Source organism: Duganella sp. (assembly GCF_039595735.1).
Classification (GTDB): Bacteria; Pseudomonadota; Gammaproteobacteria; order Burkholderiales; family Burkholderiaceae_D; genus Rugamonas.
Window position 1 is genome coordinate 650,558 of record NZ_JBCNLB010000001.1, and the last position, 26,520, is coordinate 677,077.

Here is a 26,520-nt window from a genome sequence, read left to right on the forward strand (position 1 = left end):
TAGGTGGGGCCAACCATTGTAAACTACCTCCACCGGAACACAGGTGGTGTATGATTCCGGCGCTCACTTTATGGGAAGAATATGGATTTTATGCAATTTTTTGACATGATTCTTCATGTCGACAAAACACTGGAAGTGCTGATCCAGCAATACGGAACGCTGATCTACGTCGTACTGTTTGCCATCATCTTTGCCGAGACCGGCTTGGTCGTTCTGTTCTTCTTCCCGGGCGACACGCTGCTGTTCATCGCCGGCGCCCTGTGCGCGGTGGGCGAGATGAACCTGCCGTTGCTGATGTTCCTGCTGACCACGGCCGCCATCACCGGCAACACCGTCAATTACTGGATTGGCGAAAAGGTCGGGCAGAAGGTGTTTACCCACGACTACCGCTGGATCAACCGGGACGCCCTCAAGAAAACCCACGATTTCTTTGAAAAACACGGCGGCAAGACCATCGTGCTGGCGCGTTTCGTGCCGGTGGTGCGTACCTTTGCGCCGTTCGTGGCCGGCGTGTCGGACATGACGTTTGCCCGCTTCCAGCTGTATAACTTCACCGGCGCTATCCTGTGGGTAGTGCTGCTGACCACGGCCGGCTACTTCTTCGGCAACATTCCTATCGTGCGCGAGCACCTGACCGAGATCGTGCTGGTCGGCGTCGGCGTGGCGGTAGTGCCGATGGCCATCGGTGGCGTGTACAAGCTGTCGCGCCGCCTGCAAAGCCGCTGAAACCCGCATCAAGTCACGCTGCGCCGGCGCCGCAGCGTGACGTTTTGCTACTTTCCCCGCGCCTCACCCTCAAGTTTTTCCCTAAAGCATCCGTATACCAGACTGTAATTGTCATCTCTGGATACCCATGCGCTCTCTCGCCCTCACCCTGATTGCCTGCTGCTGCGTTGTCACCGCGGCCCGCGGCGCAAACGACCCGCTCATTTCGCCATCGACGAAATCGGCATTGGGCGGTGTGGCCGGCGCGCTGTCGTCGTCGGCCTCCGGCGCATCCTCCTCCTCTTCCTCTTCCTCCTCGTCCGCCCCGGCCCGCAAGCTGACCGAGCGCGAAAAGGAAGCCCAGGCCGAAGCCGACCTGTCGGCCCGCATTCAGGAGCGCCTGGCCATCATGCGCGCCAACCAGGCCGCCCGCGTGGCGGCCGCCAACAAGGCCAGGAAGGATGCCGCGGCCAAGGCGGCGGTGGCGGCGGCCAAGCCCAAGGTGTACAGCAACGAATGGTCGTACGAAGGCGAGAGCGGCCCTGCCAACTGGGGCAAGATCAATCCGGCGTGGGCCAAGTGCGGCAGCGGCAACCGCCAGTCGCCGATCGACATCCGCGACGGCATGAAGGTGGAGCTGGAGCAGATTGCGTTCGACTACCATCCATCCTCGTTCAATGTGACCGATAACGGCAAGACGGTGCAGGTGATGGTCGGCGGCGGCAACTTCATCACCGTCGGCAACCGCATGTATGAGCTGATCCAGTTCCATTTCCACCGTCCGTCGGAAGAGCGCATCAACGGCAAGGGGTACGAGATGGTGGTGCACCTGGTGCACAAGGACGGCGAGGGCCGCATCGCCATGCTGGCGCTGCTGCTGGAGCGCGGCAAGTCGCAGCCGGTGATCCAGACCGTGTGGAATAACCTGCCGCTGGAAAAATATGACACGGCCGCGCCGTCGACCGTGCTCGATCCGATGGAGTTGCTGCCGGGGCGCCGCGACTACTACACCTTCATGGGCTCCATGACCACGCCGCCATGCCAGGAAGGCGTGCTGTGGATCGTGATGAAAGAGCCGGTACAGGCGTCGCCGCAGCAGATGGCGCTGTTCAGCCGTCTCTATCCGCTGAATGCGCGGCCAGTGCAGCCGAGTTCCGGCCGCATCATCAAAGAGTCGAATTAAACGCTGATTTTGTGCTTGCCGGTCCAGCTGGCGCCGGCGTCCAGCGGCTGCTGGTCGATGCGTGCCGGCTCGATGCAGACAAAGCGCAGATACTCTTCATCCGCCAGGTCCACCAGGGCTTTGGCATCATCCTGCCCCGGATTCCACACCACCCACTCGCTGAAGCCCTGCTGCTCAAGGCGCAGGGTGGCGTCGGCCGTATTTAAAGTGACCGACGGCGTCGACTTGTACAGGCGGTCGTGCTTCTCGGTGAAGTGCAGCGCCGGGTATTCCTGCGTGCGCGTGTTGAGGTGATGGTCGGTGTACTGCTGGTGCTGCAGACCACTGATGCTGGTGGCGTCCAGATGGCCGACATCGTAGTAGGTGTGCAGCGCCACGCCAAACGGGAAGGCCTGCTGGCCGCTGTTATGCACCTTATAGTCGAATTCCAGCGCGTCGCCGTGCAGCGTGAAGCGCAAGCTCAGATCGAAAGCATGCGGCCATGCCTGCGCATGTTCCGGCGTCAGGTCGTGCTGATTCAGGCTGAATTCGAGGAAGGAACTGCCGCCATCGCCGCCGCTGTCGCGCAGGCGCCAGGTGCTGACGCGCGCGAAGCCGTGGCGCAGGCCGGGACCGCGCACGTTAAATTGCGGGAAGATCACCGGCACGCCGCCGCGGATCGCCTTGCTGCCGTCCAGCGGCGTTTGTGAACTGACGAATAAACGCTCCTTGCCGTCGGCGGTCTTCCACGACAGCAGGTGGGCGCCAAACAGCGATACGGTGATGTGCGCGCCATCGGCGGCGGTGAGTTGTACTGCCGGCAGGGCGCCGTATTCGGTCATCGTAACTACAGCCATATTGCTCTCTCAAGTCAGCCGGTTCTTTGCCAGCGGGGGATTCTTTGCGAAGTAACGGCGGATGCCGGTGACGATGGCATCGGCCAGCTTGTTCTGGTAGCCGTCGTCGAGCAGCTTGGCTTCTTCTTCCGGGTTGGAGATGAAGGCCGTTTCGATCAGGATGGAGGGAATGTCCGGCGCTTTGAGCACCGCAAAGCCGGCCTGCTCGACCGAGCCTTTGTGCAGGCGGTTGACGCCGCCGATTTCCCCCAGCACCGAGCGGCCCAGCTTCATGCTGTCGTTGATCTGCGCGGTGGTGGACAGATCAAACAGCACGCTGGCCAGTTGCTTGTCGTGGTTTTTGACGTTGACGCCGCCGATGGTGTCGGCCAGGTTTTCCTTGTCCGCCAGCCAGCGCGCCGCCGACGAGCTGGCGCCTTTTTCCGACAGCACGAACACCGACGAGCCGCGCGCGGTCGGCTGCACGAAGGCGTCGGCGTGGATCGAGACGAAGAGGTCAGCCTGCACCTTGCGGGCTTTTTCCACCCGTGTGCCGAGTGGCACGAAGTAGTCGCCGTCGCGCGTGAGCATCACGCGCATATTCGGCAGGTCTTCCAGCTTGGCCTTGAGTCGCTTGGCGATGGCCAGCACGATGTCTTTCTCGCGGCTGCCGTTCTTGCCGGAAGCGCCGGGGTCTTCGCCGCCGTGGCCCGGATCGAGCGCGATGGTAATCATGCGCACCATCTTGCCGGGCTTGTCGGCCGCCTTGGTTTGCGCCTCGGCGGTTTTCAGCTCGTTCTTGAGTTCCTCGCGCGGCTCGGCCTTGAGGTCGGGCTTGAGCTCCGCCAGCTGCTCTTTCGGCGTCGGCGCTGGCGCCGTGGCGGGCGCCGGATCGGACCAGTCGCCCTTTTCGATCATGGCCGCAATCGGGTCGGCCTGCCGGACCGGGTACAGGTCGAAGATCAAACGGTGCTTGTAGTTGCCGGCCGGCGGCAGGGTGAACACCTGCGGCGTGACTTCCTCTTTCAGGTCGAACACCAGCCGCACCACGTTGGGACGGTTCTGCCCCACCCGCACCTGCTTGATGTACGGGTCGTTCGACTGGATCTTGGCCACCAGCGACTTCAGCGTCGGATTCAGCTCCAGGCCTTCAATGTCGACCACCATGCGCTCGGGGTCCTTGACGATGAAGTGGGTGGCTTTGAGGTCGGTGTCGTTTTCCAGGGTGACGCGGGTGTAGTCCTCGGCCGGCCACACGCGCACGGCCAGGATTTGCGCGGCGTTGGCGCGCAGCGGCGCGGTCACGGACAGCAGCAGGGTGGCGCCGGCCTTCAGGACCGTGCGGCGGCTCACATGTTGGGCGCGAATTTGAGGCGTTGAAGGCATGAGTTACCCAAGGCGGTGGACGCCTGCAATTCTACATCACGACCGTGTCCGGCCACAGTCAAAAACACGTTCAGGTCAGGCGGCGGCAGCACGCCGTCGGCCTTTTCCGGCCATTCGACGATGCAGATGTTGTCGCCGTTGAAGTCCTCGCGGAAGCCGGCGTCGAGGAATTCCTCGGCGCTGGCCATGCGGTACAGGTCGAAGTGGATCACGCTGACGGCGCGGCCGTCGAGCTGGATGCGGTACGGTTCGGACAGGGTGTAGGTCGGGCTTTTCACCGTGCCGGTGTGGCCGGCCGCGTGCAGCAGGGCGCGGGTGAGGGCGGTTTTGCCGGCGCCAAGGTCGCCGTGCAGGTGGAGCGCCAGGCCGGGCGTGAGGGCGCGCGCCAGCGCCGCGCCCAGGGCGGCTGTACCTTCTTCGTCGTGGAGATGGGCTGTAAAGTGCTGCATCAATTAAAATGTCGTATGGTTGGAACGCCAGCCATTGTACCTTTTAGCCTGCGCCGATGTCCCTCAATCAAACCAATTTAGCCGAACTTGCCCTCAGCATCAAGCGCTGGGGCCAGGAGTTGGGCTTTGCCGAAATCCGCATCACCGACGTCGACCTCAGTCACGCCGAAGCCGGCCTGCAGGCCTGGCTGGACGCCGGCATGCACGGCGAAATGGAATACATGGCGGCCCACGGCATGAAGCGCGCGCGTCCCGCCGAGCTGGTGCCGGGCACCGTCCGGGTGGTCAGCGCCCGCATGAACTACCTGCCGAGGGACACGGAAAACGATTGGCGCGCGCGCGAACAGGCGCGTCTGGCCGATCCCGGCGCGGCCGTCATCTCGATCTACGCGCGCGGCCGCGACTATCACAAGGTGCTGCGCGCGCGCCTGCAGCAGCTGGCCGACAAGGTGAAGGCCGAAATCGGCGACTTCGGCTACCGCGTGTTCACCGATTCGGCGCCGGTGATGGAGCTGCCGCTGGCCGAAAAGGCCGGCCTCGGATGGCGCGGCAAGCACACCTTGCTGCTGTCGCGTACTGCCGGATCGATGTTCTTCATGGGCGAATTCCTGGTCGACCTGCCGCTGCCGGTGGACCAGCCGACCGGCGCCCACTGCGGCCAGTGCTCGTCCTGCATCACGGCTTGCCCGACCCAGGCCATCCTCGGGCCGGGGCGGCTGGATGCGCGCCGTTGCATCTCCTACCTCACCATCGAGCTGAAACACGCCATTCCAGTGGCGCTGCGGCCGCTGATCGGCAACCGCGTCTACGGCTGCGACGATTGCCAGACCGTCTGCCCATGGAACAAATTCGCCCAGCGCGCCGTGCTGCCGGACTTCGACCAGCGCCATGGCCTGGGCCATGCCTCGATGGTGGAGCTGTTCGCCTGGACTGAAGATGAGTTCAATCGCAAGATGGAAGGCAGTCCGATACGCCGCATCGGCCACCAGCGCTGGCTGCGCAATCTGGCGGTGGGGCTGGGCAATGCGGCAGCGGCGGGCGCCCGCGGCGACGCGGCCATCGTGGCGGCGCTGTTGGCGCGGCGCGACGACCCTTCGCCACTGGTGCGTGAACATGTGGAGTGGGCACTGGGCTGTCATTTCGTCCAGGACAATGGCGCTATATAATTGGCAAGACATCAAGGGGAAGATCTTGTCCAAGCCTGACGCGGAAGTGCAGCCATACCGGGAGTTATCGCCCTTGCGCTTGTGGCGCTGCGGCACCCGCCGCCAGCAAGCCTGCCTGTTCGGCGGCTGGCTGGCGTTGCTCGTCCTGTGCGTGGGGCTGGGCGTGGGCATGGTGATCTGGCGCTGGTCCGGCATCCCCTTCGAATTCGGCGGCGTGGCCGTCTACCTGACGATCTATCCCCCGCTATGGATTTGCCTGCTGCTGACGCTGACGCTGGGCTGGTGGTGGGGGTCGATTCCGGCCTACTGCGCCACGGTGTCGCTGGCGCTGTATGCCGGCATGCCGTGGTCGTGGGCGCTGCTGTTCGGATTGGCCAATCCGCTCGGCTTTGCGGTAATGGTGATCGGCTACGAGGCCATCGCCATGCGGCGCGACCTGCGCGGCCTGAACGCCTTGCTGTTCTATGTGCAGCAGTCCTTCGTGGCCAGCGTGTTCAGCTCCAGCGGGGCGCTGATCTGGAGCTACACCAACGACTATGACCGCACCGCGCTGCTGCCGGTGTGGCAGGGCTGGTGGCTGGGCGCCTTCCTGCAAAGCGTGTTTATCGTCGGTCCGCTGATGGCGATGCTGTGGCCGCGCACTGAACGCTGGCTGGCCGACCATGCGCATCTGATGCGCGATACGCAGACGCGTTCACGGGTGTCGCTGCTTGGCCTTCTGGGTTCCATCACGCTGGGCGTGGTGGTGTATGGCTACGCCACTTTCAGCCTGGCCGAGGCGCAGTTGAATCCGGAGGCGCTGCGCCAGACCATGTGGATCTTCTACTGGGTGTTCGTGGCGATCGTGCTGTTCATGGCGTTCTTTGGCTACCAGCTGTTCATGCACTGGCAGAAGTCGCAAAATATCCTGCTGGACGCGTTGCAAAAGCTGGCCACCACCGATGCCCTGACCGGTCTGCTCAACCGGCGCGAGGCCGACCGCCGTCTGGCTGCCGAATGGGAGCGCACGCGCCGCTCGGGACACAGCACGGCCATGGTGCTGCTCGATATCGACCACTTCAAGCAGATCAACGACCGCTATGGCCATCTGGCGGGCGACGCAGCTTTGCGCCATCTGGCCGGCGTGATGAAGTCGGTGATGCGCAAGGTGGACTTGGGCGCGCGTTACGGCGGCGAGGAGTTTCTGATCGTGCTGCCGGAAACCGGCGTGCGCGGCGCGCATGCGTTTGCCGAGCGTTTGCGGCAGGAGGTGGCGGAGGCCAAGGTGGTGCACGAGCAGCTCAGCTTCCAGATGCAGGTCAGCCTCGGCGTGGCCATCGTGCGTCCGGAAGAAGTCAGTTACGAACGCTGGTTCTCGCGCGCCGACCAGGCGCTGTACCGCGCCAAGGAGGGCGGGCGCAATCGCACCGAGCTTGATCAGACCGCGGTTGAGAAGCTGGCCTGAGTGGGCTACACTCGTTGGGTTCTTTCCTTACAAAGGCCCAAGTCAATGCAAACTTCAATTAGATTCATATCGCTGCTGGCCGGCGCGTCGATCACCCTCGCTGCGCATGCCGTTTCCTTCGACGATTGGGCCGACAAGGTCGCCAACGCCAAGGTGCGCAACGATCCGGAGCAGGCGACCCAGAAGCAGTACTTCGACGCCAAAGAGCAGGATGCGCTGGACCGCAAGCTGACGCCGAACACGGTGGTGTTCCGCGCCGCCGAAGTGGCCACCGCCAGGAAGTCGCTGGCGGAACTGGCGAAGATCGACCAGTCCAGACTGACGCCGCAGCAGCGTGCCAGCGCCGCCACCATCGCCTGGAGTTTGCAGGGCACGGTCGATGCCTATCCCTACCGCGACTATAACTTCGTGTTCAATCAGTTCACCGGCCTGCATGTGCAGATCGTGAACTTTCTGTCGCAGCAGCACCCGATCCGCAATCGCCGCGATATTGAAAACTACCTGGTGCGCCTGAAAGCGGTGGCCGGCAAGATGGATACCGGCATGGTGCAGGCGCGCGGCGCGGCGGCCAATGGCATCCTGATGCCGAGCTTTATCACCCAGGCTTCCATCGGCCAGCTCGATCGCTTCCTCGATGGCGCGCCGGAGAACAATGTGTTCGTGGCTTCGCTGGTGCAGCGCATGGCGAACGTGAAGGATGTGCCGGCGGAAGACCAGGCCAGGTTCGCGGCCGATGCGACCGCCATCGTCAAGCAGTCGATCATTCCGGTGTTCCAGCGTACCCGCACGCTGCTGCAGGAGCAACTGCCGCACACCAACAACGACGCCGGCTTGTGGCGTCTGCCGAATGGCGACAAGGCGTATGCCGTGGTGCTGCGCCAGATGACCTCCACCGATTACACGCCGCAGCAGATCCACGAGATCGGCCTGCAGGAAGTGGCGCGCATCGAGAAGGAAATGAATGGCCTGCTGGTGTCGATCGGCTACAGCGAGGGCAGCATCAAGGAGCGCATGGCCAAGCTGGAAAAGGATCAGCAGCCGAAGGAAGCCGACCCGCGTCCGCAACTGCTGGCGCGTTATGACGCCATCATGCGCGACGCCGAGGCGCGCGCGAAAACCTTGTTTGACGTCGTGCCGAAAGCGCCGGTGGAAGTGAAGCGCGAGCCGCTGTTCACCGAGAAGACCGCGGCGGCACATTACACTGGGCCGGCCAGGGATGGAACGCGTCCTGGCATCTTCTGGGCGCCGCTGCCGGGGCCTGATTTCCGCATTGTTGGCATGCGCACGCTGGTGTACCACGAGGCGGTGCCGGGCCACCACTTCCAGGTCGCGCTGCAGCAGGAGAATACCGGTCTGCCGCGTTATCGCCGTGATCGCGTGTTTGGTGTCGGTTCGGCGTATGGTGAAGGCTGGGCGTTGTATGCCGAGCAGCTGGCGGCGGAAAATGGCTGGTATGGCGATGACGTCGTCGGCCGTCTGGGCCAGCTGGACGCGGAGCTGTTCCGCGCACGCCGTCTGGTGGTGGACACCGGCCTGCATGCGATGAAGTGGACGCGCCAGCAAGGCATCGACTACGGCATTCCGCCGGCGGAAGTGGACCGTTATGTGGTGATGCCAGGGCAGGCCTGCGCCTACAAGATCGGCATGATCCGCATCCTCGACCTGCGCGCCAAGGCGCAGAAAGCGCTGGGCGACAAGTTCAACATCAAAGGCTTCCACAACACCGTCCTTGAAACCGGCAACGTGCCGCTGTCGGTGCTGGAAAAAGTGGTGGATGAGTGGATCGCCAAACAAAAAGGCTGAAGTGCCGCTGCGCTTTGAGCAGCTGTTGACTTCACACCGCGATGCGCTGGCGACGGTCTTGCCTGATCCGGCGTGATGCCGACGGGACGATGCTTGGATGTCTGGAGGCCACGGTCCATCATCAGGTGGCCGAGGTGGGTAACCGAGTCTGGGCTACCGCCACGCCAGCCAATCATCGCTCCCGGCGACCTGATTTTCACTCGTTGGTCGCTTTTCGAACGCCTTGTTGAAAGCGGTGTTCGCCCGGCATCACGCGTTTTGCTTTTGACCAGAAGGCCGTGACTTCTTCTTCATTGTTGGGATCGTAAGAATCGTCTGGGGCATACACATAGGTCGGTGCAGCTGCAACGACCGCTTCAATTTCCTCAGGGCTAAAAGGTGGCCCTTTGGGCGTAAATTCTCGCTTCATATCTGGTTGCCTCTCTACAGGAAATGATGCGTGTGAAATGCTCTTGTTCGATCCATATCATTACTACGGGACGGCCTTTAAGCCAGCACAAACTTTTCAGTCGGCAATCGTTGCCGAGGTCTGGTTCGGTATCCGTGAAGTGATCGAATACCTCTTCAAGTTCGGCAAAGTCAATGCCATGAGCTTTCAGATTCGTCGTGCGCTTGTTTTCGTCCCAGGTGAGCATGGGACGATGCTGTCACTTCATGGTAGGTCGTCGTTTGAGGGGAATCAAGCGGGCACAGGTTCGGTTGTCCAGCAGCCTTATTTCAGCAGCCCGGCCAGTTCCACCGCCGTCTTGACCTGCATTTTGTCGAAGATGTGGGCGCGGTGGACTTCCACCGTGCGCATGCTGATGCCCAGCTGGTCGGCCACCACCTTGTTCATTTTGCCGGCCAGGATCAGGTCCAGCACTTCACGCTCGCGCGTCGACAGCGTGGCCAGGCGGGCGTGCACCGCGGCCGTTGCGCCGGCGCGGCGCGAGGTGGCCAGCGCTTCCTGCACGCGGTCCATCAGCTGGTTGTCATTGAACGGTTTTTCACAGAAGTCGAAGGCGCCGCGCTTGAGGGTGTCCACCGCCATCGGCACGTCGCCGTGGCCGGTCAGGAAAATCACCGGCATGCGCTGCACCAGGCCGCGCGCCAGCAATTGGTCAAACACCGCCACGCCGTTCATGTCCGGCATGCGCACATCGAGCAGCACGCAGTCGCCGTCGGCGTCGAACACGCCGCTGCCGATCTGCGCCAGAAAGTGCACGCCCGATTCATAGGCGCGCGCTGGGATCGCCCGCGAGGTGGCCAGCCAGGTCAGTGCGTCGCGCACGACCGCTTCGTCGTCGACGATATGCAGCATTGCTAGGTCTCCTGTGCCGTTGCCGGCGGCCGGGCCGCTGGCACGTAACGTTAATATCGGTCCCGCCAAAGCGGGCCGGCGCGGAAGCACTCCGCGCCAGAGCGCATTTTAGCGCAGTCCGGCACAGGCCGAGATGGCGGGCCGCTTAGTCGCTGACTTCGAAGGCGGCCGGGTCAAGCTCGCTCAGGGTGACCGGCGCGCTGTCGCGGGCCGGCTGCAGGGCCTGCTGGCTGAGGCGTGCGCGTAGCTGGGCCAAGTAGTCGGCGCGGCAACGGCGCAACACATAGTCGCGGAAGTTGTCCTGTTCCAGGTCGCGCCAGGCCCGCTCGCGGCCGGCGTCCGAGCGCGCCACGGCCGCCTTGCGCTGCTCGGGCGAGAGGTCGGCGTCACCGCTGGCCAGGCGGGTGTAGCCATAGCGGTCCATGTAGTCGCCGCTCAGCGTTTCGATCACATTGATTTCATCGGCCGACAGCTGCTGGCGGAACTTGTCGATATTGGCCACGATCGGCGGGTAGCAGTTGGACGACCACAGCGCCGACAGCTGCGCAATCTGGCGCGCTTCCTGCGAGGCGCCGATGTCCAGCATCTGCGGCAGGAAGTCGATGTTCAGGAAGCTGCACAGCGCCTCCAGCGTGGCGCGCTGCTGCGACAGGAAGTCTTCGTAGCGGATGGTCAGCACCCGTTGCGGATAGCGCTGCATCACGTGGTCGGCGGCGCGCTGCGCGGCCAGCCAGGTTTCCGCGTTCAGACGGGTGTCGAAGTCGTGAATGATGGCGCGGTTCATCGAAGCCACCTGGGCGCGCGGGTCGCGCACCACATTGACGAACAACATGTCGGGCAACAGCTGCATCAGCTCGTCCGCGTAGTGGACATTGTCGAGCGACTTGTCCATCACCACGCGCGCGCCCTGGTGTTCGGCGGCGCGCAGCAGCAGCTCCCAGTGGATGCGGTGGATGCTGCGCGGCTGGTGGCGCAGGGCTTCAAAGATTTCCACCGGGTCGAACACCATGCCCGGCCACTTGACCATGCTGACTGCCTGCAGCCCGCACAGATCGGTCACCAGGCGGAAGTAGTGGCGGTCGTCGCGCAGGTCGCCATACAGCGGCAGCAGCGGCATGAAGTCGACGATGTGCAGTGGATACGGCGAATAGAATTGCGGCGCCATGTTCAGCCGCAGGCGCAGCGCGTGGCTGCCGCAGCGGCGCAGCGGAATCATCATCACGGGACGCGGGCGGGCGCCGGCGGCAGGGGTGGTCGGGGTCATGCTTGGTCTCCTTAGAAAAACAGCCAGCCGCCCAGCGCGGCGGCCAGCACAATGAGGGCGGCGTCCAGCCGCAGGCGTAACAGGGCAAACAGGGCCGCGGCGCACCACAGCACGGCCAGCGGTTCCAGCGGATGGGCGCCGCCGATGGTGAAGGCGGCCGCAAACACCATGCCGGCCAGGGCGGCGCGCATGCCGCTCAGCGCGGCCTGCACCGACACGCTGGCGCGCAGCCGCTGCATGGCGCCGCTGGCGGCAATCATCAGCACCGCGCTGGGCACGAACATGCCGATGCTGGCCGCCGCCGCGCCCGCCAGGCCGGCCACCTTGAGGCCGACCAGCGCCGAGCTGATCATGGCCGGGCCGGGACTGAGCTGGGTGATGGCCAGGGCATCGACAAATTCGCGCGGCGTCAGCCAGTGGTAGGCATCGACCACGGTGTGCTGCAACAGCGGGATGAATACATAGCCGCCGCCGAAGGCCAGCAGACTCATGCTGGAAAACACCCCCAGCAGCTGCAACAGGATGGGGGAGGCGCTGAGCACCGCCAGGGCGCCCAGCGGCAGCACCAGCAGGGCTGCCAGCCGCTGCGGCCAGCGCCGGCGCACGGCCGGCGGCACGGGAGCGGCCGCGGTAGCGGCGGCCGGCGCGCCGGCCGCGGCGACGCCGTAGCAGTGGTAGCCCACCGCGGCGGCGCTGGCCATCACCGCCAGCGTGGTGGCCAGTCCGGGCAACGCCGCCAGCACCACGGCGGCGGCCACGCCCAGCGCGGCCTGACGGCGGTCGCGCACGGCGCTTTGCCACAGGCGCCAGCCGGCCGCCAGCACGATGGCCACGATGGCCGGCGCAATGCCATGAAACACCGGCCGCAGCGTCTCCATGCTGCCGTAGCGCAGGTAAAGCGTGCCCAGCGCCACCATGCACAGGAAGGCGGGCAGCACAGCGCAGAAGATGGCGATGGCGGCGCCGGGGATGCCGCGCAGGCGGTAGCCGGCGTAGGCCGCCACGTTCACCGCCACCGGGCCGGGCAGCACCGATGCCAGCGCCAGGCCGTCCAGCAGCTCGGCCGGGGCCAGCAGGCGGCGCCGCTCGCACAGCACCTGCTGGGTGACCGAGACCATGGCCATGAAGCCGCCGACGCTGGTGCAGCCGATGCGCAGGAACAGCAGGGCCAGCACGGCAAGGCTGACCGGCGCGGCCGCCGCCTGAACGGACGGCGGCGCCTGCAGGGTAACGGGATCAGGCGGCATGATGGCGGGCCGCATCCGGCGCGAAATAGGCACTGAAGCGGTCGAGGAAGCGCGGCAGCTCGGCGGCCGGCAGGCGGTTGATGCCGGCCGCCGCCTTGCGGCCGCCGCCGCTGGGGAATTGCTGGCACAAGCTGCAGGCGCTGCGCGCCAGCGGCTGGCCGGAGCGCACGCTGATCAGGTAGTCGCCGTCGCTGCGGGTCAGCACCACGGCAAACGCGGCCTGCGGCGCGGCCGCCGCCAGGCGGTTGGCCAGCACGCCGCTGCCGCGCCGCGCCCAGGGCGCCGCCGGCAGCAGGTACACGGCGTTGCCGTGCTGCTGCCAATGCGGCTGCAGAGCCTGCAGGCGGGCGCAGTCGGCGCGGTAGGCCGCATGCAGGTCGCGGTACAGCGCAGTCTGCATGAAGTCGAACGGATCGGCATAGGCGTGCAGCGCCTGGTACAGCGCGGCCGGGGCGATGTGCAGGTCGGCTTCGGATTCGCCGTAGGCGTTGTAGTTGAGCGTCTGGCCCAGCTCGGCCAGCGCGCCGGTGCGGTCGGCATCCAGGTCCAGGCTGTCCGCCAGCGCCTGCGCCGCCGCGCCCAGGTTGTCGCCAAAGGCGGCCGCCACCGCCCACGGCCGGTAGCGGCCGTTCAGCTGGCGGTCCACCAGGATGCTGGTGCAGACGTCGGGCGCGCCGTCGCAATGCAGCCGCAGTTGCGGGTGCTGCGGGGCGCAGTCGGCGGCGTGGTGGTCGAACCAGGTGACGCGGGCGCCGCCGTCCAGCAGGCGCTGCAACCCGGCGGCGTTGGCGTCCAGCGAAATGTCCAGCACCAGCAGGTCGCTGCCGGGTGCGGCCGGCACATGGCGCAGCAGTTCGATGTCGCGCTTGACGCCGGTGATCAGCGTGCGCTGCGCCGGCGTGTGCAGGCGCAGCATGTGCAGCGCGCACAAGCCGTCGGCGTCGCCGTTGAAGATGTCGTAGTCCATGGGATCAGCGCAGGCGCGGCGCCAGGTGTTGCCGCAGCTGGGTGCAGGCCTGTTCGATGCTCAGTTGTTCCGTGTCCAGCGCCAGCGCCGGTTCCAGCGGTACTTCATAGGGCGCGGAAATGCCGGTGAATTCCGGTATCAGGCCGGCCCGCGCCTTCTGGTACAGGCCCTTGGGATCGCGCTCTTCGCAGACATTGCAGGCGGTGCTGACATAGGTTTCGATGAAGTTGTCGGCGCCGATGATGGTGCGCGCCAGTGCGCGGTCGCTGCGCAGCGGCGAGATGAAGGCGCAGATGACGATCAAACCGGCGTCGTTCAGCAGCCGCGCCACCTCGGCGCTGCGGCGGATGTTTTCGCGGCGGTCGCGGCTGGTGAAGCCGAGGTCGCTGTTCAGGTGGTGGCGCAGGTTGTCGCCGTCCAGCACGTAGGCCAGCCGGCCTTCGCTGCACAGGCGCCGTTCCAGCGCGTAGGCCAGGGTGGACTTGCCCGCGCCGCTGAGGCCGGTCAGCCAGACCGTGGCGGCCTGCTGGCCCAGTTGTTGCAGGCGCTCGTGGGCCGTGACGGCGCCGGTGTGCCAGAAGACTTGTGGTGCGGTCTGCAGTTGTTCGATGCTGCCCATGTGTGCTCCCGGAAAATCTCAGGCGTGTGAGAGGGCGTCGCGGCCTGGCGCGGCCGCGCGGTGCGTCAGGCGCGGCGGCTGGCGCCGGCCCAGCGGCGTGACCGTGGCCGCTGGCGCATGTTGCGTGACGCCGGCCAGGCGGAAGATGCTGACCACCTCGTTCAGGCTGTTGGCCTGCTCCTGCATGGCTTGCGCTGCCGCCGCCGCTTCCTCGACCAGCGCCGCGTTCTGCTGGGTGACGTCGTCCATCTGGGTTACGGCGTCGTTGATCTGCTCGATGCCGGCCGATTGTTCCTGGCTGGCCATCATGATTTCCGACATGATGTCGGTCACCCGTTTGACGCTGGACACCACCTCGTTCATGGTGGCGCCGGCCTGCTCGACCAGGCGGTTGCCGGTTTGGACCTTGTCCACCGAATCGCCGATCAGCTCCTTGATTTCCTTGGCGGCGGCGGCGCTGCGCTGGGCCAGCGTGCGCACTTCGCTGGCCACCACCGCGAAGCCGCGGCCCTGTTCGCCGGCGCGGGCCGCTTCCACGGCCGCGTTCAGCGCCAGGATGTTGGTCTGGAAAGCGATGCTGTCGATCACGGCAATGATGTCGACAATCTTGTGGGCCGAGCTGTCGATGGCGGCCATGGTGTCCACCACCTGGGCCACCACCGCGCCACCCTTGGCCGCCACGTCGGAGGCCGAGGCGGCCAGACCGTTGGCCTGGCGGGCGCGGTCGGTATTCAGGCGCACGGTGCTGGTCAGCTCTTCCATCGAGGACGCGGTTTCCTCCAGCGTGCTGGCCTGCTGCTCGGTGCGCGAGGACAGGTCGAGGTTGCCGTTGGCGATCTGGCCGGCGGCGCTGGCAATGGTGTCGCTGCTGGTGTAGACCTGGCCGACGATGCGGGTCAGGCCGTCGCGCATGGCTTGCATCGCGTGCAGCAGGCTGTGCTCGTCGCCGCGGCGCGGATGAATCGGCACGGTCAGGTTGCCGGCGGCGATTTCCGCTGCAATCGCGGCCGCCTGTTCCGGCTCGCAGCCCAGCTGGCGCACCACGCTGCGGGTGATCAGCCAGGCCGCCGCGATGCTGCACAGCAGGGCCAGGCCGCCGACCAGCAGCATCTGGTTGCGCGCCCTGTCATAGGCCGTTTCCGCCTGCGCCACCGCCTCGGTATTCTGTTTTTCTTCCAGCGCGATCAGCTCGCGGATCAGCTCCCACCATTTTTTCTGCACCGGACGGAACTTGTAGCGCAGCAGTTGATACGCCTGATCCTGCTGCTGGCCCAGCGCCAGTTCCTGCGCCTGCTGGTAGAACGGCGCCGCCAGCACGGCTTGCTGGCGGATTTGCTCCAGCAGGGTTTTTTCCTCGGCAGTGGTGACGCTGCCATCGCCAAACATGCGCGTCATGGTGCTCATGGCGTCGGCAAATTTCTTTTCCTGGTCGCCGATGCGCTTGATTTCAATCTGGATTTCCTTCTCTTCCTTGAGCAGGATCAGGTTGCGCAGCGCCAGCGCGCGCTCGGTGACGGTCAGGTCCATGGTCTGCGCCAACCGGGTTTCGACGTCGTTCACCTTGGTGATTTCGATCATGCGGGCCTGGATTTGCCGCATGCTGGTCAGCCCCAGCAAAATCACCACCGCCAGCAGGACCGACACCAGGCCGAAGCCCACACCCAGCCGTTTGGCCACCGTCATATTTCGCAACTTCATGTTTTTCCCCTAAATTCAAATGCTGCCGGCGCATACCGATATGCGCGATTCGCATAAGTCATGTTAGGGAACGTTTTCTACCGAATTATCTCCATTAATCACTTTCGGCATGGGCGCAACATGCAGAAAAAACTTGACGTTGCTGAAAGGAAATAGTCAATTGGGATTTGCGGGGCATGACAGGCCGGGGCGCGCCACGGTCACTTTCATTATTGAAGTATCGAAAAAAACCACAGCGGTGAGCGAGCCCAAACCCAATTGCCGCTAACCCCCACTCTGTCCAGAACAACTGTCCGGCGCGGCCGGCAGCTGGAAGCTGAAGATGGTGCCGCCTTGCGGATTGGGGCGGAAGGTCAGGGCGCCGCCGTGGAATTCGATGGCGGTGCGGCAGATGTTGAGCCCCATGCCCATGCCCTCGGCCTTGGTGGAGAAGAACGGCGAAAACAGGCGCTGCGCCACCTCGTCCGGAATGCCATGGCCCTGGTCGATGACCGCCACGCTGACCTGCGCGGTATCCGCGTCGTAGGACGCCACCACGTTGAGGATGCGCCGCTGCGGCGGCACATGCTGCATGGCCTCGATGCCGTTGCGTGTGAGGTTGAGCAGCACTTGTTCGATCATCACGCGGTCGGCCCGCACCGGCGGCAGATCGGGCGGGATCTCCGTTCGGTAGGATACATAACTCTGGCGCGCCTGCAGTTCGATCAGCGTGCGGATGCTGTCCAGCAGGGATGGAATCGCCACCTCCTGCCGCAGCGGTTCGCGCTTTTTCACGAACTGGTGCACGCTGCGGATGATCTGGCCGGCGCGCTGCGCTTGCGCGCTGGCCTGTTCCAGTGCCGGTTTCAGGATGGTGCAATCGACCGGGCCGGGGCCATCGCGCTCGATCACATTCAGCGCGCCGGTGGTGTAGCTGGAAATGGCGGCCAGCGGCTGGTTCAGCTCATGCGCCAGCATGGAGGCGATTTCGCCCATGGTGGCCAGGCGCGCCGAGGCTTGCAGCTTTTCCTGCTGCTGGCGGTTCAGCTCCTCGATGCGCTTGCGGTCGGAGATGTCGAGGATGGAGCCCATCCAGCCGGTCTGCCTGCCGTCGTTGTCGACCAGCGGCGCCTCAAAAATCAGCACCGGCACGCGCTCGCCGTCCGGGCGCTGGAAGAAGGTTTCGAACTGCGGCGTCACCTTGCCGGCCAGCACCGAGGCAAAGCGGGTCTGGTATTCCGCCATCGCTTCCGGCGCCCAATAGGGCATGGGCGGCAGCTTGCCGACGATGTCCTCGGCCGGATAGCCGACGATCTGGCAGAAGGCCGGATTCACGTAGGTGATGCGGCCTTCCAGGTCGCGCGCGCGCAAGCCGGTCACCAGCGAGTTTTCCATCGCCGTGCGGAACGACATCTGCTGGCGCAGCGCGCCTTCGGCCGCCAGCCGTTTCGAAATGTGACCCCACAGGGCCAGCAAGCTCCACAGCAATCCAAGCGACAGCACGATCACCGAGCCGACCAGCAGATTCGGCAGCAGCTGCGGTTCGCTCTTGACGCTGTCCGTCACCAGCGTGACCGAGGCGCCGGGCAGGTCCAGCGCGCGCTTGTGGGTGTAGACGCCGTGGCCCGGACCGGCCGCCGCGCGCCGCGCCAGCACCTTGTCGTCGCGGTCCACCAGCGACACCTGATTATCCTGCGCGAACCACCACGGCACCATCTCTTCCAGCATCACGCTGGTCTGGTAGGTGGCTACCAGGTCGCCAATGTATGCATCGCCGCGGAACAGCGGCACGTGGTAGTCCATCAGCACCGCCGAGGGCGCGGCGGTGGAGAGCTGGGTCTGCGCCTCCGGCTGGGTATACATCGGGCGGCGCGTCTTGCGCGTGATCTCGGCGGTGGCCTTGGAGGCGGCCGACAGTTCCACCGGCGTGGCTTGCGGATCGCTGCTGCCGCCCACCTGGCCGTCCGGCTTGATCCACACCACGCGCAGCAGCTCGTGGCCATTTTTCAGCAGGCGCGCCATGTGCTCGTGCAGCTGTTTCGGGCCGAGATGGCCGGCGCTGATCTCGCCGGCCAGGGTGCGCAGGCTTTCCTCGTCGCGCCCCAGCTGGAAGCGGATGGTTTGCTCCACCCACAGGGTGTCGGCAATCAGCTGTTCCTGGCGCTCGTTGCTCTCCATCTGGCGCGCCTGCCAGGGCAGCCAGATCAGGATGGCGAGAAAAAACAACACCAGCACGATGGGCAGCAGCCAGCGCAGCGGGGTGCTGGCATGCGGGCGGCGGCGCGCCACAGGCGGGTTGGCGGGGGGAGGGCTCATGGAGGCTGAGGTTAGCTTGCCTGAAAACTGCGGCCATTGTGGTTATCCACAGTTGTCAGAGTTGCTGTCATTTATAAGAATCGTTCAAAATAGAATAAGTTTAACTCGTTCCACTTCATCAGGAGACTTCATGAAACTGAAACACGCCCTGCTCGTCCTGAGCGCGGCGCTGAGCTTCAACGCCTATGCTCAAGCGCCGATCGTCATCAAATTCAGCCACGTGGTTGCTACCGATACGCCGAAAGGCCAGGCTGCAGAGCGCTTCAAACAGCTGGCGGAAAAAGCCACCAACGGCCGCGTGAAGGTCGAGGTGTATCCGAACAGCCAGCTGTACAAGGACAAGGAAGAGCTGGAAGCGCTGCAGCTGGGCGCGGTGCAGATGCTGGCGCCGTCGCTGGCCAAATTCGGCCCGCTGGGCGTGAAGGAGTTCGAAGCGTTCGACCTGCCGTACATCTTCCCGTCCAAGACCGCGCTGTACAACGTGACCGAAGGCGAGATCGGCAAATCGCTGCTGAAAAAGCTGGAGCCGAAGGGCATCACCGGCCTGGCGTTCTGGGATAACGGCTTCAAGATCATGTCGGCCAACAAGCCGTTGCGCGCGCCGGCCGACTTCAAAGGCCTGAAGATGCGCATCCAGTCGTCCAAGGTGCTGGACGCGCAGATGCGCGCGCTGGGCGCCAACCCGCAGGTGCTGGCCTTCTCCGAGGTGTACCAGGCGCTGCAGACCGGCGTGGTGGACGGCACCGAGAATCCGCCATCGAATATGTACACCCAGAAGATGCACGAGGTGCAGAAGTATGTGACCGTGTCCAACCACGGCTACCTGGGCTACGCGGTGATCGTCAACAAGAAATTCTGGGACGGCCTGCCAGCCGATATCCGCACCGCGCTGGATAAGGCCATGAAGGACGCCACCACCTTCGAGAAAGCGATTGCGCAGCGCGACAACGACATGGCGCTGGACGCCATCAAGAAGGCCGGCAAGACCGAGATCTACACGCTCAGCGTGAAAGAGCAGGCCGAGTGGCGCAAGGCCCTGCTGCCGGTGCAGCAGCAAATGGAAGGCCGGATCGGCAAGGATCTGATTTCCGCCATCAATAAAGAAGCGGCCAAGTAAGCATACCGCCGGCGGGACGGCCGCGCGCCGTTCCGCTCCCATCGTCCAGCTGGAGATACTCCATGAAATTCCTCGATAAACTCGAAGAATGGCTCATTGCGTCCCTCATGGGCGCAGCGACGCTGCTGATCTTCGCCGCGGTGCTGCACCGCTACCTGTCCGGATTACCGATACCCGGCCTGCAGGATTACCTGATCCAGCTGAATACCAGCTGGGCGCAGGAAGCCTGTATCTATATGTTCGTCTGGATGGCCAAGTTCGGCGCCGCTTACGGCGTGCGCACCGGCATCCACGTCGGCGTCGACGTGCTGATCAATCGCATGAGCACGCCGTGGCGCAATAAATTTATCATCTTTGGCCTGCTGGCCGGCGCCCTGTTCACCGGCATCGTCGGTACGCTGGGAGCCAGCTTTGTGTGGGAAATCGGCCACACCGATCAGACCTCGGCCGACCTGGAACTGCCGATGTGGATTGTGTACCTGGCGGTGCCCGCCGGTTCCTATCTGATGTGCTTCCGCTTCCTGCAGGTGATGGTGGCGTTCATCCGCACCGGCGCGCTGCCCAAGCATGACCATTCCCATGTCGATGGCCTCGACGATGAACTGTCGGCCCAGCAAAAAGGAGCGCATCCATGAACTCCCTGATTATTTTCGTCCTGCTGCTGGCGCTGATGCTGACCGGCATGCCGATTTCCATTTCGCTCGGCCTGACGGTGCTGACCTTCCTGTTCACCATGACGCAGGTGCCGATCGAGTCGGTGGCGCTGAAGCTGTTCACCGGCATCGAAAAGTTCGAGATCATGGCGATCCCGTTCTTCATCCTGGCCGGCAATTTCCTTACCCATGGCGGGGTGGCGCGGCGCATGATCAACTTCGCCAGCTCAATGGTCGGGCATTGGCATGGCGGCCTGGCGCTGGCCGGGGTGCTGGCCTGTGCGCTGTTTGCCGCGGTATCGGGCTCGTCGCCGGCCACGGTGGTGGCGATTGGTTCCATCATCCTGCCGGCCATGGTGCGCCAGGGCTATCCGAAGAGCTTTGGCGCCGGCGTGATTACCACGTCGGGCGCGCTGGGCATCCTGATTCCGCCATCGATCGTGATGGTGATGTACTCGGTCACCACCAACACCTCGGTCGGCAAGCTGTTCATGGCCGGCGTGGTGCCGGGCATCCTGCTGGCCTTCTTCCTGGGCCTGACCACCTGGTGGCTGGCGCGCAAGCATAACTATCCGCGCATGGCCAAGGCCAGCTGGGGCGAGCGCTGGCGCGCCTTCCGCAAGAGCGCCTGGGGCCTGGCCCTGATTCTGGTGGTGATGGGCGGTATTTACAGCGGCACCTTCACCCCGACCGAGGCGGCGGCGATGGCGGCGGTGTATGCCTTTGTGATCGCCGTATTCGTCTACAAGGACCTGAAGCTGAGCCAGGTGGGCAAGGTGCTGCTCGATTCCGCGGCGATGTCGGCCATGCTGCTGTACATCATCACCAATGCCGTGCTGTTCTCGTTCCTGATGACCAGTGAAAACATCCCGCAGGCGATGGCGGAATGGATCACCGGCCAGGGCCTGGGCGTGGTCACCTTCCTGCTGGTGGTGAACATCCTGCTGCTGTTGGCGGGCAACATCATGGAACCGTCGTCGATCGTGCTGATCATGGCGCCGATCCTGTTCCCGGTGGCGATGAAGCTGGGGATCGACCCGATCCACTTCGGCATCCTGATCGTGGTGAACATGGAAGTCGGCATGTGCCATCCACCGGTGGGCCTGAACCTGTACGTGGCGTCCGGCATCACCAAAATGGGCATCACCGAACTGACTGTGGCAGTGTGGCCATGGCTGCTGACCATGCTGTTGTTCCTGGTGGCGGTCACCTACATACCACAAATTTCCTTGTGGTTGCCAAATTTGATTTACTCTTAAAGTAATTAGTTTCGGGCTACAAAAAAATTTGCGAAAAAGCGTAATGGATACGTTATGATGGCGTCGCTCTCAGGGAAACGTGCATAACGATATGCAGCACGGTAGCAAGGAGCCCAGAATTGTAAGTGGGGAGTGTGTATAGAAACGGTAATCAAATACCGGCACTAGATCGAGGAGACACACGTTTTACAGAATGTCGCTGTTATAGGGTCTGCAGGCCGCCACAAGCGCGCTACGGAACCAGGCAAGCGACCGGGAACGTGAAGCAGGATTTGAAAACGCACCGCATGGTGCGTTTTTTTTTGCCCGCGCCAATTACAATAGCCACCGGTGTGGCTTTTCTGCTGTAGCAGGGATGCAACATAATGGTGCATACGAACAACTTTTTGGTGCAAGCAACTGTGATCAAAATACAACAAGGCAGCGCGCTGTTTTCCGCTGTGGCGGAACTCCCGTTTGGCAAGCTGGGGGTGCGCACGGCCAACGGCGTGATCGTCGAAATGAGTTACCTGCCGCCCCATTTTGAGGCGCAGGCGCCGCAGGACGCGGCGGCGGAACTGGCGCTCCACCAGCTGGAAAAATACTGCGCCGACGCCGACTACCGATTCACCCTGCCGCTCCAGCGCGCCGGCACGGCATTCCAGCAAAAAGTGTGGGACGCGCTGTGCTCGATCCCGCGCGGCAGCACCCGCACCTACGGCGAACTGGCCAAGTACCTGGGCTCGGCGCCGCGCGCGGTGGGGCAGGCCTGCGGCGCCAACTGGTTCCCGGTCGTGGTGCCCTGCCACCGCGTGACCGCCGCCAGCGGCCTGGGCGGTTTTTCCAACAGCGACGATCCCAACGGCTACCTGCTGGGCGTCAAGCGCTGGCTGCTGGCGCATGAAGGTTCCAGCGAATACGCATGGCAGCAGACAACCTTGCTCTGATCGACGAGTTCTGCGACAGCCTGTGGCTGGAGGACGGGCTGTCCAAGAACACGCTGGAAGCCTACCGGCGCGACATGCGGCTGTTTGTGCAGTGGCTGGAGAGCAAACGCGCGCAAGTGGACGGCCTGCTGGCGGTGCAGGGCCACGATATCGCAAGCTATATCGCCGCCCGCCACGGCCAAGGCAAGCCGACCTCGTCCAATCGGCGGCTGTCGGTCATCAAGCGTTTTTACCAGATGATGCTGCGGCAGCGCCGCATCACGGAAGATCCCAGCCTGAAGCTGGCCTCGGCCAAACAGCCGCAGCGCGCGGTCCACACCCTGAGCGAGGCGCAGGTGGAAGCCCTGCTGGCCGCGCCGGATGTCAATACGCCGCTCGGCCTGCGCGAACGCACTATGCTGGAGCTGATGTATGCCAGCGGCTTGCGGGTATCCGAGCTGGTGGGACTGAAGCTGCTGGAGCTGAGCCTGAACGATGGCGTGCTGCGCATCACCGGCAAGGGCGCCAAGACGCGGCTGGTGCCGTTCGGCCAGCAGGCGCGCAGCTGGCTGGAGCGCTACCTGAAGCAGGCGCGTGGCGTCATCCTCAATGGCCAGCAGGACGATGCCCTGTTCGTCACCGGGCGCGGCGCCGGCATGACGCGCCAGATGTTCTGGGTCTTGATTAAAAAACATGCGCTGAAGGCCGGCATCACCGCGCCGCTGTCGCCGCACACCCTGCGCCACGCGTTTGCCACCCACTTGCTCAACCACGGCGCCGACCTGCGTGTTGTGCAATTGTTATTAGGTCATTCCGATATCTCAACCACGCAGATTTACACCCATGTGGCAAGGGAACGTTTGAAGCATTTGCATGCGCAACATCATCCTCGTGGCTGATGAACTTGGTTCATAATGAAGGCTGCGCAACGCAACCCTTTAATCAAGAGGTAGCACATGGCCAAGACGAACTTCGCGTATGAGAAGCGGCAGCGGGAATTGGAAAAGAAGCGTAAGCAGGAAGAGAAAGCCCGGCGCAAGGCCGAGCTGAAGAACAATCCCGGCCTGGCCCAGGAAAGCGAGGCCGACATCGCGGAAGGCGAAGCCTCCGGCCTCGCCCCCGACGACGAAGACTGATTACGCCACTTCGCGCAGCGCGTGCTCCTCGTCGGCGTGCCGGCCCTTGAACCAGCGCGCGCAACGTTTGCCGAAGTTGTCCAGGTAGGTGTAGGCCACCGGCACCACCACCAGCGTCAGCAGGGTCGAGGTCAGCACGCCGCCGATCACCGCGCGCCCCATCGGCGCCTGCGTTTCGCCGCCTTCGCCCATGCCGATCGCCATCGGCAGCATGCCGAACACCATGGCCAGCGTGGTCATCAGGATGGGGCGCAGGCGCACCTGGCCGGCCGTCATCAGCGCCTCGTACTGGCTCTGGCCTTCCTTCTGCGCGTGGTTGGTGAAGTCCACCAGCAGGATGGCGTTCTTGGTCACCAGACCCATCAGCATGATGAAGCCGATCACCGAGAAGATGTTGAGCGTGGTGTGGGTCACCAGCAGCGCCACCAGCACGCCGATCAGCGACAGCGGCAGCGACATCATGATGGCAATCGGCTGCAGGAAGCTGCCGAACTGCGATGCCAGCACCAGGTAGATGAAGATCACCGCGATGCCCAGCGCGATCATGGCCGAGGTCATCGACTGTTCCATCTCCTGCGCATTGCCGCCGACGTCGAAGCGCACGCCGGACGGCAGCTCGATTTCCTTCATGGCCTTCTTGACGTCGCTGTCGACGTCGCCGCCAGGACGGCCCTCGGTGCTGGCATACACCGCCACGCGGCGCTGCAGCGCCTGGCGCTTCAGCACCTGCGGGCTGAAGGCCGGCACGAAGTCCACCACCTGGCGCAGCGGCACCATCACCGGACGGCCGTCCGGGCCCTGTTTGCTCGACGCCAGCGACAGGTCGGCCAGGTCGGTCACTTTCTGGCGGCCCGATTTCGGCAGCTGCACATTGACCTCGTAGTTCTGGCCATCGGCGGCCAGGAAGTGCGAGGTGGTGTCGCCGGCCACGAAGGGACGCAGCGCGCTGCCGATCTGCTGGGTGGTCAGGCCGAGGTCACTGGCCAGTTCGTTGTTGATCTTGATGTTGGTCGACGGGTTGGCGCCTTCCTGGCTGTATTCCAGATCGACCAGACCCTTGATCTTGCGCATCTTGTCCATCAGGCGGTGGGCGACGTCATCCAGCTTGGCTTCGTCGGTGCCGAGGATGGCGATGAAGATCGGCTTCATGCCGGCGGTCAGCGTGATGCCGGCAATCTGGTTCAGGCGCGCGCGGATCGCCGCCTCCATCTGCTGCTGCGAGCGGCGGTGGTGGAACTTGCGGTCCTTCAGCTTGATGTCGATCTGTGCCGTGTTGCGGCCATCCCAGGTGCCGACCACGGCGATCACGCTCTCGATCTCAGGGAAGGCCTTGAGCGCCGCTTCCACCTGGTGCACCTTGTTGTCGGTGTAGTCCAGGCTGGAGCCGACCGGGGTCTTGACCAGGAAATTGACCCAGCCGTTATCCTGCTCCGGCATCATCTCGCCGCCGATCTTCGGCACCAGCAGGATGCTGCCGGCGAACAGCGCGAAGGCCAGCAGCAGCGTCGACTTCTTCCAGCGCAGCGCCAGCGCCAGCACCTTGCCGTACACCTGGTGCAGCCATTCCACGCCGCCTTCCAGCCAGTGCATGAAGCGGCCCAGCCACGGCAGGTATTTGAAGCGGTCCTGCACCGGGTCCGGCCACACCGACGACAGCATCGGGTCCAGCGTGAACGAAACGAACAGGGACACCAGCACCGCCACCGCCACCGTGATGCCGAACTGCAGGAAGAAGCGGCCGATGATGCCGTCCATGAAGGCCACCGGAATGAACACCGCCACGATGGCAAAGGTGGTGGCCATCACCGCCAGGCCGATTTCGTTGGTGCCGTCTTCGGCCGCCTTGCGGTGGTTCTTGCCCATGCCGAGGTGGCGCACGATGTTTTCGCGCACCACGATGGCGTCATCGATCAGCAGGCCGATGCACAGCGACAGCGCCATCAGCGTCAGGAAGTTGAGCGTGAAGCCGAACGCCTTCATGGCGATAAAGCTGGCCAGCACCGAAATCGGCAGCGTCAGGCCGGTGATGATGGTGGAGCGCCACGAGTGCAGGAACAAGAACACGATCACCATGGTCAGCACCGCGCCTTCGATGATGGTCTTCTTGACGTTGTCCAGCTGCGCCTGCACCTTCAGCGATTCATCGTTCAGCACCGCCACCTTGATGTCGGCCGGCAGGGATTTCTGCAGGTCGGCGGCGACCTGCTGGATGCGGCGGCCCACTTCCACCACGTTGGCGTCCTGCACCTTGGTGATGTCAAGCGTGACGGCGCGCTGGCCGTCGATGCGCGAGATCGACAGTTCTTCCTGCGCGCCATCTTCCACCGTGGCCACCTGCTCCAGATAGACCGGGCCGTTGGCGCGGCGCGCAACAATGATCTTGTTGAAGTCGCGCGGGTCCTTCATCTTGCCTTCCACCCGCACCAGCCGTTCGCTGGCGCCATAGCTGATGAAACCGGCCGGCAGGTTGGTGTTGGTGTTCTGGATGGCGTTCAGCACCTCGTCCACGCCGACCGCCTGCGCGGTCAGGTCGTTGGGACGCAGCTGGATCAGGATCTGGCGCGCGGTCATGCCGTTGACGCGCACCTGGCCGACCCCGGCCACGCCCTGGAAGCGCTTGGCGATGATCTGGTCGGCCATGGTGGACAGCTCGCGCAGCGTATGGTCGCTGGCGGTCAGGCCGATCTGCGCAATCGGGCGCGCGTTCTCGCCCTCGAAGCGGACGATGAACGGGTCCTTGGCTTCACGCGGGAAGCGCGGACGCACTTGCGCCACCTTGTCGCGCAGGTCCTGCATGGCGCGGTCCATGTCGGTCGACAGTTCAAAGTCGACGTAGACGCCGGCCCGGCCTTCCCACGAGTTCGAGCGCAGCGTCTTGATGCCGCTGACGGTGTTGACCGCTTCCTCGATCGGGCGGGTGATGTCGTTTTCCACCGCTTCCGGCGAGGCGCCCGGATACTGCACCTCGATGGCGGCGCCGGGGATGTCGACATTGGGCATGGCCTCCAGCCCGAGGCCGCGGTAGGAGAACAGGCCCAGCACCATCAAGCCCACCATCACCATGGTGGCAAACACCGGATTCTGAATGCTGACTTTGGTAATCCACATG

Annotated in this window: 23 protein-coding genes; 11 read left to right on the top strand and 12 right to left on the bottom strand. The window is 64.2% G+C overall.

The window, feature by feature from the left end; all coding sequences use genetic code 11:
• The first annotated feature begins 81 nt into the window (after positions 1 to 81).
• On the top strand, positions 82 to 726 hold the full coding sequence (locus ABDW57_RS03090; RefSeq protein ID WP_343728735.1) for a VTT domain-containing protein: 645 nt from the start codon (positions 82 to 84) through the stop codon (positions 724 to 726).
• Between the two features lie 127 nt (positions 727 to 853).
• Positions 854 to 1,888 carry a carbonic anhydrase family protein gene (locus ABDW57_RS03095; protein ID WP_343728736.1) on the top strand — a complete coding sequence of 345 codons (1,035 nt, stop codon included), beginning with the start codon at positions 854 to 856 and terminating at the stop codon, positions 1,886 to 1,888.
• Here ABDW57_RS03095 and ABDW57_RS03100 read toward each other — a convergent pair.
• From ABDW57_RS03100 to tsaE, 3 genes are read right to left on the bottom strand one after another with little or no spacing between them, the layout of a single operon-like run.
• Positions 1,885 to 2,724, bottom strand: coding sequence for a D-hexose-6-phosphate mutarotase (locus ABDW57_RS03100; RefSeq protein WP_343728737.1), 840 nt, complete (start codon positions 2,722 to 2,724; stop codon positions 1,885 to 1,887). The two genes, ABDW57_RS03095 and ABDW57_RS03100, sit on opposite strands and share 4 nt — an antisense overlap.
• A gap of 9 nt (positions 2,725 to 2,733) precedes the next feature.
• Positions 2,734 to 4,089 (bottom strand): N-acetylmuramoyl-L-alanine amidase, encoded by a 1,356-nt coding sequence (locus tag ABDW57_RS03105; protein WP_343728738.1) that lies wholly within the window; start codon positions 4,087 to 4,089, stop codon positions 2,734 to 2,736.
• A complete protein-coding gene (gene tsaE / locus ABDW57_RS03110) occupies positions 4,053 to 4,538 on the bottom strand; it encodes a tRNA (adenosine(37)-N6)-threonylcarbamoyltransferase complex ATPase subunit type 1 TsaE (RefSeq protein WP_343728739.1) in 486 nt (161 codons plus the stop codon). The genes ABDW57_RS03105 and tsaE overlap by 37 nt, the downstream gene beginning before the upstream one ends.
• A gap of 56 nt (positions 4,539 to 4,594) precedes the next feature.
• Between tsaE and queG the strand changes: the two genes are divergently transcribed.
• Genes queG through ABDW57_RS03125 form a run of 3 tightly spaced genes read left to right on the top strand, consistent with a single transcriptional unit; the run spans position 4,595 to position 8,951 of the window.
• Positions 4,595 to 5,704 carry a tRNA epoxyqueuosine(34) reductase QueG gene (gene queG / locus ABDW57_RS03115; RefSeq protein ID WP_343728740.1) on the top strand — a complete coding sequence of 370 codons (1,110 nt, stop codon included), beginning with the start codon at positions 4,595 to 4,597 and terminating at the stop codon, positions 5,702 to 5,704.
• Between the two features lie 25 nt (positions 5,705 to 5,729).
• Positions 5,730 to 7,148, top strand: coding sequence for a GGDEF domain-containing protein (locus ABDW57_RS03120; protein WP_343728741.1), 1,419 nt, complete (start codon positions 5,730 to 5,732; stop codon positions 7,146 to 7,148).
• Positions 7,149 to 7,193: 45 nt separating this feature from the next.
• Positions 7,194 to 8,951 carry a DUF885 domain-containing protein gene (locus ABDW57_RS03125; RefSeq protein WP_343728742.1) on the top strand — a complete coding sequence of 586 codons (1,758 nt, stop codon included), beginning with the start codon at positions 7,194 to 7,196 and terminating at the stop codon, positions 8,949 to 8,951.
• Between the two features lie 196 nt (positions 8,952 to 9,147).
• Here ABDW57_RS03125 and ABDW57_RS03130 read toward each other — a convergent pair whose 3' ends face one another.
• The 8 genes from ABDW57_RS03130 to ABDW57_RS03165 all read right to left on the bottom strand — a co-directional run bounded on the left by ABDW57_RS03130 (position 9,148) and on the right by ABDW57_RS03165 (position 18,341).
• On the bottom strand, positions 9,148 to 9,360 hold the full coding sequence (locus ABDW57_RS03130; protein ID WP_343728743.1) for a hypothetical protein: 213 nt from the start codon (positions 9,358 to 9,360) through the stop codon (positions 9,148 to 9,150).
• A 303-nt stretch (positions 9,361 to 9,663) separates the two neighbouring features.
• Positions 9,664 to 10,251: a response regulator gene (locus tag ABDW57_RS03135; protein ID WP_343728744.1), complete on the bottom strand. Its 588-nt coding sequence runs from the start codon at positions 10,249 to 10,251 to the stop codon at positions 9,664 to 9,666.
• A gap of 145 nt (positions 10,252 to 10,396) precedes the next feature.
• The gene (locus tag ABDW57_RS03140; RefSeq protein WP_343728745.1) at positions 10,397 to 11,515 is read right to left on the bottom strand and encodes a sulfotransferase; all 1,119 of its coding nucleotides are present in this window, start codon (positions 11,513 to 11,515) and stop codon (positions 10,397 to 10,399) included.
• 11 nt (positions 11,516 to 11,526) lie between these two features.
• Positions 11,527 to 12,762: a chromate efflux transporter gene (chrA, locus tag ABDW57_RS03145; protein ID WP_343728746.1), complete on the bottom strand. Its 1,236-nt coding sequence runs from the start codon at positions 12,760 to 12,762 to the stop codon at positions 11,527 to 11,529.
• Positions 12,752 to 13,729 (bottom strand): DHH family phosphoesterase, encoded by a 978-nt coding sequence (locus ABDW57_RS03150; protein WP_343728747.1) that lies wholly within the window; start codon positions 13,727 to 13,729, stop codon positions 12,752 to 12,754. The genes chrA and ABDW57_RS03150 overlap by 11 nt, the downstream gene beginning before the upstream one ends.
• Before the next feature lie 4 nt (positions 13,730 to 13,733).
• A complete protein-coding gene (gene cysC, locus ABDW57_RS03155; RefSeq protein ID WP_343728748.1) occupies positions 13,734 to 14,348 on the bottom strand; it encodes an adenylyl-sulfate kinase in 615 nt (204 codons plus the stop codon).
• An 18-nt stretch (positions 14,349 to 14,366) separates the two neighbouring features.
• On the bottom strand, positions 14,367 to 16,046 hold the full coding sequence (locus ABDW57_RS03160; protein ID WP_343728749.1) for a methyl-accepting chemotaxis protein: 1,680 nt from the start codon (positions 16,044 to 16,046) through the stop codon (positions 14,367 to 14,369).
• Positions 16,047 to 16,310: 264 nt separating this feature from the next.
• Positions 16,311 to 18,341 (bottom strand): PAS domain S-box protein, encoded by a 2,031-nt coding sequence (locus tag ABDW57_RS03165; RefSeq protein WP_343728750.1) that lies wholly within the window; start codon positions 18,339 to 18,341, stop codon positions 16,311 to 16,313.
• Between the two features lie 130 nt (positions 18,342 to 18,471).
• On the opposite strand from ABDW57_RS03165, the gene ABDW57_RS03170 reads away from it, so the two are divergent.
• The 6 genes from ABDW57_RS03170 to ABDW57_RS03195 all read left to right on the top strand — a co-directional run bounded on the left by ABDW57_RS03170 (position 18,472) and on the right by ABDW57_RS03195 (position 23,411).
• A complete protein-coding gene (locus ABDW57_RS03170) occupies positions 18,472 to 19,458 on the top strand; it encodes a TRAP transporter substrate-binding protein (RefSeq protein WP_343728751.1) in 987 nt (328 codons plus the stop codon).
• Between the two features lie 62 nt (positions 19,459 to 19,520).
• Positions 19,521 to 20,093, top strand: a complete 573-nt coding sequence (locus ABDW57_RS03175) for a TRAP transporter small permease (RefSeq protein ID WP_343728752.1) — start codon at positions 19,521 to 19,523, stop codon at positions 20,091 to 20,093.
• Complete coding sequence (locus tag ABDW57_RS03180; RefSeq protein WP_343728753.1) at positions 20,090 to 21,370, top strand: TRAP transporter large permease subunit; 1,281 nt, start codon at positions 20,090 to 20,092, stop codon at positions 21,368 to 21,370. Before ABDW57_RS03175 ends, ABDW57_RS03180 begins: the two co-directional genes overlap by 4 nt.
• Before the next feature lie 404 nt (positions 21,371 to 21,774).
• Positions 21,775 to 22,296, top strand: a complete 522-nt coding sequence (locus ABDW57_RS03185; protein ID WP_343729107.1) for a methylated-DNA--[protein]-cysteine S-methyltransferase — start codon at positions 21,775 to 21,777, stop codon at positions 22,294 to 22,296.
• Positions 22,272 to 23,174, top strand: a complete 903-nt coding sequence (gene xerD, locus ABDW57_RS03190; RefSeq protein ID WP_343728754.1) for a site-specific tyrosine recombinase XerD — start codon at positions 22,272 to 22,274, stop codon at positions 23,172 to 23,174. The genes ABDW57_RS03185 and xerD overlap by 25 nt, the downstream gene beginning before the upstream one ends.
• A gap of 57 nt (positions 23,175 to 23,231) precedes the next feature.
• Positions 23,232 to 23,411, top strand: a complete 180-nt coding sequence (locus ABDW57_RS03195; RefSeq protein ID WP_343728755.1) for a hypothetical protein — start codon at positions 23,232 to 23,234, stop codon at positions 23,409 to 23,411.
• On the opposite strand, the gene ABDW57_RS03200 is transcribed toward ABDW57_RS03195, so the two are convergent.
• Positions 23,412 to 26,519: an efflux RND transporter permease subunit gene (locus ABDW57_RS03200; protein WP_343728756.1), complete on the bottom strand. Its 3,108-nt coding sequence runs from the start codon at positions 26,517 to 26,519 to the stop codon at positions 23,412 to 23,414.
• Position 26,520: the final 1 nt, after the last annotated feature.

Coding starts and splice junctions, on each gene's coding strand:
- ABDW57_RS03100 (WP_343728737.1), bottom strand. CDS start 2,724: ATGGCTGTAGTTACGATGACCGAATACGGCGCCCTGCCGGCAGTACAA.
- ABDW57_RS03165 (WP_343728750.1), bottom strand. CDS start 18,341: ATGAGCCCTCCCCCCGCCAACCCGCCTGTGGCGCGCCGCCGCCCGCAT.
- ABDW57_RS03125 (WP_343728742.1), top strand. CDS start 7,194: ATGCAAACTTCAATTAGATTCATATCGCTGCTGGCCGGCGCGTCGATC.
- queG (WP_343728740.1), top strand. CDS start 4,595: ATGTCCCTCAATCAAACCAATTTAGCCGAACTTGCCCTCAGCATCAAG.
- tsaE (WP_343728739.1), bottom strand. CDS start 4,538: ATGCAGCACTTTACAGCCCATCTCCACGACGAAGAAGGTACAGCCGCC.
- ABDW57_RS03090 (WP_343728735.1), top strand. CDS start 82: ATGGATTTTATGCAATTTTTTGACATGATTCTTCATGTCGACAAAACA.
- ABDW57_RS03150 (WP_343728747.1), bottom strand. CDS start 13,729: ATGGACTACGACATCTTCAACGGCGACGCCGACGGCTTGTGCGCGCTG.
- cysC (WP_343728748.1), bottom strand. CDS start 14,348: ATGGGCAGCATCGAACAACTGCAGACCGCACCACAAGTCTTCTGGCAC.
- ABDW57_RS03170 (WP_343728751.1), top strand. CDS start 18,472: ATGAAACTGAAACACGCCCTGCTCGTCCTGAGCGCGGCGCTGAGCTTC.
- ABDW57_RS03180 (WP_343728753.1), top strand. CDS start 20,090: ATGAACTCCCTGATTATTTTCGTCCTGCTGCTGGCGCTGATGCTGACC.
- ABDW57_RS03095 (WP_343728736.1), top strand. CDS start 854: ATGCGCTCTCTCGCCCTCACCCTGATTGCCTGCTGCTGCGTTGTCACC.
- ABDW57_RS03200 (WP_343728756.1), bottom strand. CDS start 26,519: ATGTGGATTACCAAAGTCAGCATTCAGAATCCGGTGTTTGCCACCATG.
- ABDW57_RS03140 (WP_343728745.1), bottom strand. CDS start 11,515: ATGACCCCGACCACCCCTGCCGCCGGCGCCCGCCCGCGTCCCGTGATG.
- ABDW57_RS03135 (WP_343728744.1), bottom strand. CDS start 10,251: ATGCTGCATATCGTCGACGACGAAGCGGTCGTGCGCGACGCACTGACC.
- ABDW57_RS03105 (WP_343728738.1), bottom strand. CDS start 4,089: ATGCCTTCAACGCCTCAAATTCGCGCCCAACATGTGAGCCGCCGCACG.
- xerD (WP_343728754.1), top strand. CDS start 22,272: ATGGCAGCAGACAACCTTGCTCTGATCGACGAGTTCTGCGACAGCCTG.
- chrA (WP_343728746.1), bottom strand. CDS start 12,762: ATGCCGCCTGATCCCGTTACCCTGCAGGCGCCGCCGTCCGTTCAGGCG.
- ABDW57_RS03195 (WP_343728755.1), top strand. CDS start 23,232: ATGGCCAAGACGAACTTCGCGTATGAGAAGCGGCAGCGGGAATTGGAA.
- ABDW57_RS03160 (WP_343728749.1), bottom strand. CDS start 16,046: ATGAAGTTGCGAAATATGACGGTGGCCAAACGGCTGGGTGTGGGCTTC.
- ABDW57_RS03175 (WP_343728752.1), top strand. CDS start 19,521: ATGAAATTCCTCGATAAACTCGAAGAATGGCTCATTGCGTCCCTCATG.
- ABDW57_RS03130 (WP_343728743.1), bottom strand. CDS start 9,360: ATGAAGCGAGAATTTACGCCCAAAGGGCCACCTTTTAGCCCTGAGGAA.